This window comes from Pseudomonas edaphica (genome assembly GCF_005863185.1).
Lineage (GTDB): Bacteria > Pseudomonadota > Gammaproteobacteria > Pseudomonadales > Pseudomonadaceae > Aquipseudomonas > Aquipseudomonas edaphica.
Genome location: NZ_VBVZ01000200.1, coordinates 1 through 9,857, shown reverse-complemented (window position 1 = coordinate 9,857; position 9,857 = coordinate 1). Strand labels below are relative to the sequence as shown.

Below are 9,857 nucleotides of genomic sequence, written 5' to 3'. Positions count from 1 at the left end.
GTGATGTAGCCCGCCTCCGGACCGGCCAGATACGCCACGAAGCTGGCAATCTCTTCGACCTGCCCATACCGCCCAACCGCCATCAAGCCAATCAAACTCGCTGCAAACTCACTGTCTGCCGGGTTCATATCGGTATCCACCGGCCCAGGCTGCACATTGTTAATGGTGATGCCACGCGGTCCCAGATCCCGTGCCAGGCCCTTGGTCAGCCCCACCAGCGCCGCCTTGCTCATCGCATACGGCCCGCCACCGCCAAACGGCATGCGCTCGGCATTGGTGCTGCCGATATTGATCACGCGGCCGCCTTCACCCATGTGTTTGGCCGCTTCCTGAGTGGCGATAAATACACTGCGCACATTGATCGTCAGGGTCTGGTCGAAGTCTTCCAGCTTGAAATCTTCCAGTGGCGCGATGGCCAGCACACCGGCGTTGTTCACCAGGATATCCAGGCGCCCAAAGGCTTCGACGGTGGCGTTGACGGCGTTGCGAATCGCCGTGGCATCGGCACTGTCGGCCTGAATGGCCAAGGCTTTGCCGCCTGCGCTGATCACGCTGTTTTGCAGTGCCTCGGCCTTGGCGGCAGAGCTGACGTAGGTAAAAGCAACGGCTGCACCTTGCGCTGCCAGACGTTTGACGATGGCGGCGCCAATACCGCGGGAACCGCCCTGGATCAATGCAACTTTGCCGCTGAGATTGTGTGTGGTCATGTCGTTCTCCAAGTAGTTGATGGACCGAGTATCGGCCTCACCCACCCAAGCCGGTAGACCGTGATTGCTATAGTCTGTGTAAACCAAAAGTTTAGAGTGGTCGATATGGAGAGCTTTGGCAGTATCGAATGTTTTGTGCGCAGCGCCGAAGGTGGCAGCTTTGCCGAAGCCGCCCGGCATCTGAGTTTGACCCCGGCGGCAGTCGGTAAAAGCGTCGCGAAGCTGGAAGCACGCCTGGGTGTTCGGCTGTTTCAGCGTAGCACCCGGCGGCTGACGCTGACGGAAGCCGGCAAGCTGTTTCTCGAAGAAGTCAGCGCCAGCCTCACCACCATCCAGAATGCCGTGGCTAACTTGGCCAGCGCCGAAGGGCGGCCGGTGGGCACCTTGAAAGTCAGCATGGGCACCGTGGTGGGGTGTTTGTACATCGTGCCGTTGCTGGGCGAGTTTCTGAAGCGCTTCCCGGGTATCAGCCCCGACTGGCATTTTGATAACCGTCAGGTCGATCTGATTGGGCAGGGCTTTGACGCCGCACTGGGCGGTGGGTTTGAGCTGCCTCAGGGGGTGGTCGCACGCAAGCTCGCGCCGGCGCATCGAGTGCTGGTGGCCTCGCCCGATTACCTGACGGCACATGCGGAGGTTGTGCAGCCGGCAGACCTTGAGCACTGCGATGGCATCCTGATTCGTTCGCCACAAACCGGCCGTGTGCGTTCCTGGCAACTGACCGGTCGCCACGGCGAGCACGGCCCGTTGAACCTCAAGGCGCGCATGACCATGAGCGATTCCCAGGCGGCCTGCGTCGCGGCAGACCAGGGGTTGGGCATTGCGCTGGTGAGCATGCCGTTTGCCGTGCCTTGGCTGGCGAGCGGTAAATTGGTACGCGTACTGCCCGATTGGTATGTCGACGACGGCAACATCTCTATCTATTACGCCGAACACAAACTGCTGCCCGGCAAGACCCGAGCATTTGTGGATTTCATCATCGAGCAGTTTGCCGAGCAGAAACTGGGGCAAGTGTTCATCGCGATTTGATCACTACCATCTACCGAGTCGCGGCCATCGTCTGTAGTAAGGCGCCCGTTGTGGCGAGCAGGCTTGCCCTGCGTTGGGCTGCGAAGCAGCCCCAAATCCAGGCGCTGAGTACTTTCAGAAGGAACTTCAGTGTGTTTACTGGGGCCGCTGCGCAGCCCAACGCAGGGCAAGCCTGCTCGCCACAGGAGAATATGGATGCCTTCAGCGGTGGCCTGGCCAGCCGATCACTTTCTTCGGCCTTGGCGTTGCGTAAGTCCTGATCTTCGACGTCGACAACCCCAGGCGCACCAGCGATTCGGCAATGGTGACCGCCGCCGTGACGCCGTCTACCACCGGCACGCCGGTACGCTGGCGAATCTGCTCATCCAGCCCGGCCATGCCGCCGCAGCCCAGGCAGATCACTTCGGCCTTGTCATCGCGAATGGCCAACTCCGCCTCGCGCACGATGGCTTCCATGGCGGCCAGCGGGTCTTCTTCCAGCTCCAGCACCGCCATGCCGCTGGCGCGCACCGAGGCGCAGCGTTGATAGAGACCTGCGAGTTTCAGGCGGTCTTCGATCAACGGCACGGTGCGGTCCAGGGTGGTGACCACCGAATAGGCATGGCCCAGAAACATCGCCGTGCTGGCCGCCGCTTCGGTGATGTCCACCACCGGCACGTTGAGCAATTCCTGCAAGCCTTCACGGCCATGTTCGCCGTAGCCGGCCTGGATCACCGCATCAAACGGTTGGTCGTAGGCCATCACCCGGTCCATCACGGCGATGGCGGCCAGGTAGCTTTCAAAGTTGCCTTCCACCGATTCGGCGCCAAAGTACGGGGTAAGCCCGACGATTTCGGTGCCTGGTGAAGCCACAGCCCGCGCCTGCTGGGCGATGGTGTCGGTGATTGACGCGGTGGTGTTGACGTTGACCACGAGGATGCGCATGGAATGTCCTTGATTAATGACTGGCGTTATCGACTGCAATGCTTTCGCCGCTGACATCGGCGTAGAACGTTTGGCGCTTGGCGATCAGCAAGTACAACAGCCCTGCAATACCGGCGCCAAACAGCCAGGAAAACGGTGCGACGCTGGCAAAACCGGGCAACAGTGCCAGCAGAATGGCGATGATTGCCGCAGGAATAAACGCCGCGACCGCGCGTAAATTGACCCCACGGCTGTAGTAATAAACGCCATTCGGGTCTTCGCTATACAGTTGCAGTACATCCACCTGGCTTTTACGGATCAGCCAATAATCGACCATGATCACCCCATACAACGGCCCCAGCAGCGCACCCAGCCCGGAGAGGAAATACACGATCACCAGCGGGCTGTTGTAGAGGTTCCACGGCAGGATCAGCACCGCCACGGTGGCGCTGATCAGCCCGGCCCGCCGGAAGTTCAGGTACTTGGGCGCCAGGTTGCTGAGCACAAAGGCTGGCGCGACAAAGTTGGCCATGATGTTCACCGCCACGGTAACGATCAGGAACGCCAGGCAGCCGAGCACGAGGAAGAAGGTATTGGGGATGGCCGCAATGATTTCGGTCGGGCTTTCGATCACCCGGCCATTGAGCTGGAATTGCCCGCCGCAGAGCAACACGGTGATCGCGGCAAACACCAGGATATTCACCGGCAAGCCCCAGAAGTTGCCGACCAGAATGGTCTTGCGGCACGGCGAGGAGCGGGCGAAATCGCAGAAATTGAGGATCAGCGTGCCGTAGATGCTCAGCCACAGCGCGCCACCGGCAAAGATGTTGCGCCACATCTCGCCGCCGCTCAAAGGCTCGCGGATCGACCAGGCAATATTGCCGCCGACCTGGAAGTACATCCAACCGGCCAGCGAAGCCACGGTCACCAGAATCACCGGCCCGGCGAAGGCTTCATAGCGGCGCACCATTTCCATGCCGTACGCCAGGATCGCCAGTTGCACAAACCAGATCGTGATGAAACACGCCCAACCCAAGGTCGACAGGCCGAGAATGGAGTTGTGGTCATAGTCGGCAAATCCTGGATGAATCGCCGACAGCAATACACGGAAAACCACCGAGGCCAGGTAGGTCTGGATACCAAACCAGGCAATCGCAATCACCGCGCGGATCAGCGCCGGGATCTGCGCACCATGGATGCCGAAACTGATACGACTGATCACCGGAAACGGCACGCCGGTTTTCTGGCCCATAAACCCCGACAAGTTCATGAAGAAATACACCAGCGCTGCGCCGATCCCCAGGGACAGCAGAATCTGCCAGCCGCCGAGGCCCAGCGCATACAGGCCGATGGCAAACGAATAGTTGGCGATGTTGTGCACGTCGTTGGTCCACAACGCGAAGATGCTGTAGCGCCCCCAGCGTCGTCCTTCGGCTTTGGTGGGAGCCAGGTCCTTGTTATGCAGGCGCGGGCTGAGCACCAATGGGCCGGGGCTTGCGGCCTCGAGATTCAGGGCGGAGGAGGGCAGATCCAGTGCGATGTCATTCGAGAGGCTTGTACGCATTCCGGCAGGCTCCGGCGCATCTGCAGGAACGCTGCAGATGGCAAAGTGTATGTATGTTTTGTATTTATTGTATACAAAGAGCAATTCACCTTAAGCCACATGCGTGCCAGTTTTGGGTCTATGAAAATCAGGGTTAATTTCGTTTTTATAGGTCTGTTGAATAAATTGCTGAATTAAAAGCAATATAAATTGACCGATTGAACAGGTATTTATTTTTTGTGGGGAGGCGCTTTATTTAAGAGGGAAGCAGCGTTAGGAAATGAGTGTTACGTTTTGGTGCGGGAGAATACGGATTGCACACATAAATGGCACTTATGGTTACATTAGTGTGTACATTCTAGGGGCTGCCCAAAACAAAATGTGGGAGCGGGCTTGCCCGCGAAGGCGGCTTCTCAGCCGACTTATAAGTGACTGATCCACCGCAATCGCGGGCAAGCCCGCTCCCACATTTTACCGCGTCAGCCCTCAAGCCTTGCTGATGATATTCCCGGCATGCAGCCCGCATTCCTTCTGCGTGGCTTCTTCCCACCACCAGCGGCCTTCGCGCTCATGCTGGTTAGGCAATACCGGGCGGGTGCAGGGCTCGCAGCCGATGCTGATAAAACCGCGCTCATGCAGGCTGTTGTAGGGCAGCTCCAGCATGCGGATGTAGCCCCAGACTTCCTCGCTGGTCATCTGCGCCAGCGGGTTGAATTTGTACAGGGTGCGCTCCGGGGTGGAGAACGCTGTATCGATCTCCAGCGCCGCCACCTGGCTGCGGGTGCCGGGGCTTTGGTCGCGCCGTTGGCCGGTGGCCCAGGCGTTTACGCCGGACAGTTTGCGCCGCAGCGGTTCGATCTTGCGCACGCCGCAGCATTCACCATGGCCGTCTTTATAGAAGCTGAACAGGCCCTTTTCCTTGACGAAGGGTTCCAGCTTGCTCTGGTCCGGCGAGATCAGCTCGATGTCGATTTTGTAGAAGTCGCGCACCTGCTCGATAAACCGGTAGGTCTCCGGGTGCAGACGGCCGGTGTCGAGGCTGAACACCTTGACGTTCTTGTTCAGCTTCCAAGCCATATCGACCAGCACCACATCCTCGGCACCGCTGAAGGAAATCCACAGGTCATCACCGAACTGGCTGAATGCCAGCTTGAGAATGTCCTGGGCGGATTTGTTGGCATAAGTCGCGGCGAGTTCAGCGACGTCGAAGGCTTGGTTCATCAGGACGGTTCCTACAGGTCAGTGGCGCTGAGCGCTCTATAGGGGAGTGATGGTATCAAAATCCGCTCTGCGTTGCGGCGTCGCGCTTGAATCGCTAGAGTTCGGCAGTCCTTTTGCTCGCTCAACTAACAACATCCAATAGGAGTGTCTTGTGGAAATTGCCTGTCTCGACCTGGAAGGGGTGCTGGTTCCGGAAATCTGGATCGCCTTCGCCGAAAAAACCGGTATTGAATCCCTGCGGGCAACCACCCGTGACATTCCCGATTACGACGTGTTGATGAAGCAGCGTCTGCGCATTCTTGACGAGCATGGCCTCAAACTCGCCGATATCCAGGAAGTAATCGCGACCCTCAAGCCGCTGGACGGCGCCATCGAGTTCGTCAACTGGTTGCGCGAACGCTTCCAGGTGGTGATTCTGTCGGACACCTTCTACGAATTCTCCCAGCCGTTGATGCGCCAGCTGGGTTTCCCGACCTTGTTGTGCCACCGCCTGATCACTGATGAAAATGATCGAGTGGTGAGCTATCAACTGCGTCAGAAAGACCCTAAGCGCCAATCCGTGCTGGCGTTCAAGACCCTTTACTACCGCGTGATCGCCGCTGGCGATTCCTACAACGACACCACGATGCTGGGTGAAGCTGACCGTGGGATTCTGTTCCATGCGCCAGAAAACGTGATTCGCGAGTTCCCGCAGTTCCCGGCGGTGCATACCTTTGAGGACTTGAAGAAAGCGTTCATCAAGGCGTCGAATCGGCAGTTGAGCCTGTAAGTGACTCAGCGCTGTTGATGGCCCCATCGCAGGCAAGCCAGCTTCCACACTGAATGCGGTCAACCTGTGGGAGCTGGCTTGCCCGCGATGAGGCCCGTGCGGCCACTGCCTAAACCCCGGCCAGTAACCGCTCATATGGAATGCTCAAGCCTTCATGCAGCCGCTTGATCATCGACAGGCTCAGCTTGCGCTTGTGGTTCAGCACCTCTGACACCCGCCCACTGGTGCCGATAAAGGGCTCCAGATCACGGGCAGTCATGCCTAATTGCTCCATGCGAAATCTGATCGCCTCCACTGGGTCCGAAGGCGGCATGGGAAAGTGTTCCGCCTCGTATTTCTCAATAAGCACGGCAAGAATTTCCAGCTCGTCACCCTCTGGCGAGCCAATGTCCGCGCCCCAAAGCTGCTCCACACGCGCAAGCGCAGCGGTCAGGTCTTCCTGGGAATGAATAGGTTTGATGTTCATCACACGGTCTCCGCGTTTATCTGGTCTTACTGCATATGGGGTCCCACGAAACGCACGAACCCCAGCTGTCGTTGATAGTCGATCGCCATGATCACTCGATACTTGTTGCCGCCCACGTTGAAAACAACTCTGCCGCCCTTGAGAATGCTCGCCGTTCCAAGCTCTGCCTTGAGCGCCTGTGGCGTTGTGTAAGTGGTCCTCTCCATATGGCGATACAGTTCGACCAGCGGTGTCTTGGCATCGGTATAAGCGCGATGGCTTTCCCAGAATGTCCTTAAGGTAGAGAGGGCGATTATCCGCATCGCTGCTCCCTCCCAATTTGGGAGATGTTAGGTGGGGTTCGTGTGAGATGCAATCCCGGAAATAATTTCTGACGAGTAGGCATTCGCTTCATGTGATCCTTCACAGGTGGCGGGTGGACGGTCTGAGCCGGACGCTATCCGCCCGCTCATACTGCGTCCACAGCCATTCTGATTCAGGTTTTTTCTGTCGCTGGGCGCCGCGTACGAGCGCCAGGAAAGGCGGGGTGCTACAGGTTTTCCAAAGTGTGTAACAAGACCCGCACCTTGGTCAGCGACTCTTGATACTCCGCCTCCCACTCCGAATCCGCCACGATCCCGCCACCGCCCCAGCAGTTCACGTGCCCATCCTTGACCAGCAAACTGCGGATTGCGATGGAGCTGTCCATCTCGCCGCGTACATCCAGATACACCAGCGAGCCGCAGTACAACCCGCGTCGGGTCGGCTCCAGCTCATCGATGATCTGCATCGCGCGAATCTTCGGCGCGCCGGTGATGGAGCCGCCAGGGAAGCTGCCGGCGATCAGGTCGAGGGCGTCTTTGTCGTCGGCCAGCACCCCCGTCACGCTGCTCACCAAGTGGTGCACATTGGGATAACTTTCCAGGCTGAACAACTCCGGCACTTTCACCGAGCCGGTGCGGCAAGTGCGGCCGAGATCGTTGCGCAGCAGGTCGACGATCATCAGGTTTTCGGCGCGATCCTTGGGGCTGGCCAGAAGTTCGGCGGCGTTGGCGGCGTCTTCTTCTGGCGTCAAACCCCGCGGGCGGGTGCCTTTGATTGGGCGGGTTTCGACCTGGCGTATGCTGATCTGCACGAATCGCTCCGGCGACAGACTGAGTACCGCGCCGTCATCGGGCAGGCTCTGAAACCCGGAAAACGGTGTAGGGCAGGCCTCGCGCAACGCGCAATACGCCACCCAGGGATCGCCGCTGCAGGGCGCGCGAAAACGTTGCGCAAAGTTGACCTGGTAGCAGTCGCCCGCCTGGATGTAGTCCTGAATACGCGCGATGGCCTGTCGGTAGGCCTCGGGCGTGAGCTCCGGTGCCATGGGACCATTGAGCTTGAAGGTGTCAGATGATTCAGCAGCAGGTTGCCCGAACAGGTTGACCAACCGCAGCCGTTCGCTGTCGGCCAGCGCGGGGTGAAAGACCAACTGGCTGGTCTGTGCCTGGTGATCGCTGATCAGCGCCCAGGCATACAGCCCGAAGCGCGCATCCGGCAGGTGCAGGTCATCCACAGCCCAATCAGGCATTTGCTCCAAGTGCCGGCCAAAGTCATAACTCAAGTAGCCAATCAGGCCGCCAGCAAACGGCAGCGCATAACCTGCAGGCAGATCCGCTTCGCCCAACTGCGTCAGGTTTGTCCGCAAGCGTTGCAGGAAATCACCGCCACTTTCGTCAGGCGCAACCGTCAATGTCGCTCGCGGCCAGGCGCTGAGCAAGTCATAACGCCCGCGTTCGGCAGCCGGGCGGCCACTGTCGAGCAGCACTGCGCCGGGGGCATGACGAATCGCCGCAAAGTAGTCGGCGGGGTTGGCCCGGTAGGGCAGCGGGTGTACGGAGCAGGTCGACATTGCAGGGTGGATCAGCTGTTGGCGTGGGGGTGGCGATTGTAGTCCCCTGAAGGGTTTGGTCCTAGAGGGGATGTCGGTGATAGCTGGATAGAGCAGAAAGCTATCGCAGGCAAGCCAGCTCCCACTGGTTGATCGCGTGTGGGAGCTGGCTTGCCTGCGATGAGGCCATCAGCCTTCTACCGCAGGAATATGCCCAAACATTTCCTGCACAAACTTCACCCGTTCTTCCGCAGTTTCGGTCACGCCAGCCGCTTTGAGTTCGTCCAGTCGCGCTTCAACCGCATGGGTACGCAACGTCAAACCGCAGTCGTTAGCGATCTGGATATTCAGCCCCGGTCGCGCATTCAGCTCCAGGATCAACGGACCTTTTTCCTGGTCCAGCACCATGTCCACGCCGATATAGCCCAGCCCGCACAGCTCATAGCAGCCGGCCGCGAGCTTCATGAACCCGTCCCAGTTGGGCAGCTGCACGCCATCCACCGCGTTGGTGGTGTCGGGGTGTTTGGTGATGATGTTGTTCAGCCAGGTGCCGCGCAGTGTCAGGCCGGTGGCGAGGTCCACACCCACGCCAATCGCGCCCTGGTGCAGGTTGGCCTTGCCGCCGGACTGGCGGGTCGGCAGACGCAGCATGGCCATCACCGGGTAGCCCATCAGCACGATAATGCGGATATCCGGCACGCCTTCGTAGCTGATGCTCTTGAAGATCTGGTCGGGCACCACGCGGTATTCGATCAGTGCGCGGTCGCGGTGGCCGCCCAGGGAGTACAAACCGGTGAGGATGCTGGAGATCTGGTGCTCGATTTCTTCATGGCTGATGATCTTGCCGGACACCGTGCGGTAGCGCCCTTCAAACCGGTCGGCTACCACCAGGATGCCATCACCGCCGGCACCCTGGGCCGGTTTGATCACGAAGTCGCTGCGCCCGCCGATGATCTCGTCGAGCTTGTCGATTTCCTTCTCGGTGGAAATGATCCCGTACATCTCGGGCACATGGATGCCCGCCGCAATCGCCCGTTCCTTGGTGATGATCTTGTCATCTACGATCGGGTACAGGCTGCGCTTGTTGTACTTGAGCACGTAGTCGGCGTTACGCCGGTTGATGCCCATGATCCCTCGTGCTTCGAGGGCCTTCCAGGTTTTCCAGAAGCCGAACATTACGAATCAGCCTTGAGGAAGGCCTTGAAACGCACCAGCTCGGTCAGGCGATAGCCGCGATAGCGACCCATGGCCAGCATGAAACCCACCAGGATCAACAGGATGGCCGGGAAGGTGAACACAAAGTAGACCAGCTCCGGCACGCTCATGATGATGTGCGCCAGGGCGGCGGCGAACAGTGTGCCCACGGC

Annotated in this window: 11 protein-coding genes; 2 read left to right on the top strand and 9 right to left on the bottom strand. The window is 59.3% G+C overall.

Annotated elements, in window-relative coordinates; genetic code table 11:
- Positions 1-707 (bottom strand): 3-oxoacyl-ACP reductase family protein (locus tag FEM54_RS15085; RefSeq protein WP_138451674.1); only part of this gene is annotated, 707 nt, incomplete at its 3' end.
- A 105-nt stretch (positions 708-812) separates the two neighbouring features.
- On the opposite strand from FEM54_RS15085, the gene FEM54_RS15080 reads away from it, so the two are divergent.
- Positions 813-1,736 carry a LysR family transcriptional regulator gene (locus FEM54_RS15080; protein ID WP_138451671.1) on the top strand — a complete coding sequence of 308 codons (924 nt, stop codon included), beginning with the start codon at positions 813-815 and terminating at the stop codon, positions 1,734-1,736.
- Positions 1,737-1,937: 201 nt separating this feature from the next.
- On the opposite strand, the gene FEM54_RS15075 is transcribed toward FEM54_RS15080, so the two are convergent.
- From FEM54_RS15075 to FEM54_RS15065, 3 genes are all read right to left on the bottom strand, one after another.
- The gene (locus FEM54_RS15075; RefSeq protein ID WP_099548786.1) at positions 1,938-2,660 is read right to left on the bottom strand and encodes an aspartate/glutamate racemase family protein; all 723 of its coding nucleotides are present in this window, start codon (positions 2,658-2,660) and stop codon (positions 1,938-1,940) included.
- 13 nt (positions 2,661-2,673) lie between these two features.
- Entirely contained in the window at positions 2,674-4,203 is a 1,530-nt protein-coding gene (locus FEM54_RS15070; RefSeq protein ID WP_017134732.1) for an NCS1 family nucleobase:cation symporter-1, read from the bottom strand.
- 465 nt (positions 4,204-4,668) lie between these two features.
- Positions 4,669-5,403, bottom strand: a complete 735-nt coding sequence (locus FEM54_RS15065; RefSeq protein WP_017134733.1) for a phosphoadenylyl-sulfate reductase — start codon at positions 5,401-5,403, stop codon at positions 4,669-4,671.
- A gap of 151 nt (positions 5,404-5,554) precedes the next feature.
- Between FEM54_RS15065 and thrH the strand changes: the two genes are divergently transcribed.
- Positions 5,555-6,172: a bifunctional phosphoserine phosphatase/homoserine phosphotransferase ThrH gene (thrH, locus tag FEM54_RS15060; RefSeq protein ID WP_017134734.1), complete on the top strand. Its 618-nt coding sequence runs from the start codon at positions 5,555-5,557 to the stop codon at positions 6,170-6,172.
- A gap of 109 nt (positions 6,173-6,281) precedes the next feature.
- Here the strand turns inward: thrH and FEM54_RS15055 are convergent, their stop codons facing one another.
- The 5 genes from FEM54_RS15055 to FEM54_RS15035 form a co-directional block, all read right to left on the bottom strand.
- A complete protein-coding gene (locus FEM54_RS15055; protein WP_099548788.1) occupies positions 6,282-6,638 on the bottom strand; it encodes a helix-turn-helix domain-containing protein in 357 nt (118 codons plus the stop codon).
- A gap of 26 nt (positions 6,639-6,664) precedes the next feature.
- Entirely contained in the window at positions 6,665-6,940 is a 276-nt protein-coding gene (locus FEM54_RS15050) for a type II toxin-antitoxin system HigB family toxin (RefSeq protein WP_138451669.1), read from the bottom strand.
- A gap of 227 nt (positions 6,941-7,167) precedes the next feature.
- Positions 7,168-8,511 carry an aminodeoxychorismate synthase component I gene (gene pabB / locus FEM54_RS15045; protein ID WP_138451667.1) on the bottom strand — a complete coding sequence of 448 codons (1,344 nt, stop codon included), beginning with the start codon at positions 8,509-8,511 and terminating at the stop codon, positions 7,168-7,170.
- A 168-nt stretch (positions 8,512-8,679) separates the two neighbouring features.
- A complete protein-coding gene (locus tag FEM54_RS15040; protein ID WP_017134738.1) occupies positions 8,680-9,666 on the bottom strand; it encodes an alpha-L-glutamate ligase-like protein in 987 nt (328 codons plus the stop codon).
- On the bottom strand, positions 9,666-9,857 hold a 192-nt coding region (locus tag FEM54_RS15035), incomplete at its 5' end, for a 7TM domain-containing protein (RefSeq protein ID WP_276614570.1). The genes FEM54_RS15040 and FEM54_RS15035, both read right to left, overlap by 1 nt.

Excerpts from the sequence above, each read along its gene's own strand:
- FEM54_RS15050 (WP_138451669.1), bottom strand. The coding sequence starts at position 6,940 with ATGCGGATAATCGCCCTCTCTACCTTAAGGACATTCTGGGAAAGCCAT.
- pabB (WP_138451667.1), bottom strand. The coding sequence starts at position 8,511 with ATGTCGACCTGCTCCGTACACCCGCTGCCCTACCGGGCCAACCCCGCC.
- FEM54_RS15070 (WP_017134732.1), bottom strand. The coding sequence starts at position 4,203 with ATGCGTACAAGCCTCTCGAATGACATCGCACTGGATCTGCCCTCCTCC.
- FEM54_RS15075 (WP_099548786.1), bottom strand. The coding sequence starts at position 2,660 with ATGCGCATCCTCGTGGTCAACGTCAACACCACCGCGTCAATCACCGAC.
- FEM54_RS15080 (WP_138451671.1), top strand. The coding sequence starts at position 813 with ATGGAGAGCTTTGGCAGTATCGAATGTTTTGTGCGCAGCGCCGAAGGT.
- FEM54_RS15055 (WP_099548788.1), bottom strand. The coding sequence starts at position 6,638 with ATGAACATCAAACCTATTCATTCCCAGGAAGACCTGACCGCTGCGCTT.
- FEM54_RS15065 (WP_017134733.1), bottom strand. The coding sequence starts at position 5,403 with ATGAACCAAGCCTTCGACGTCGCTGAACTCGCCGCGACTTATGCCAAC.
- FEM54_RS15040 (WP_017134738.1), bottom strand. The coding sequence starts at position 9,666 with ATGTTCGGCTTCTGGAAAACCTGGAAGGCCCTCGAAGCACGAGGGATC.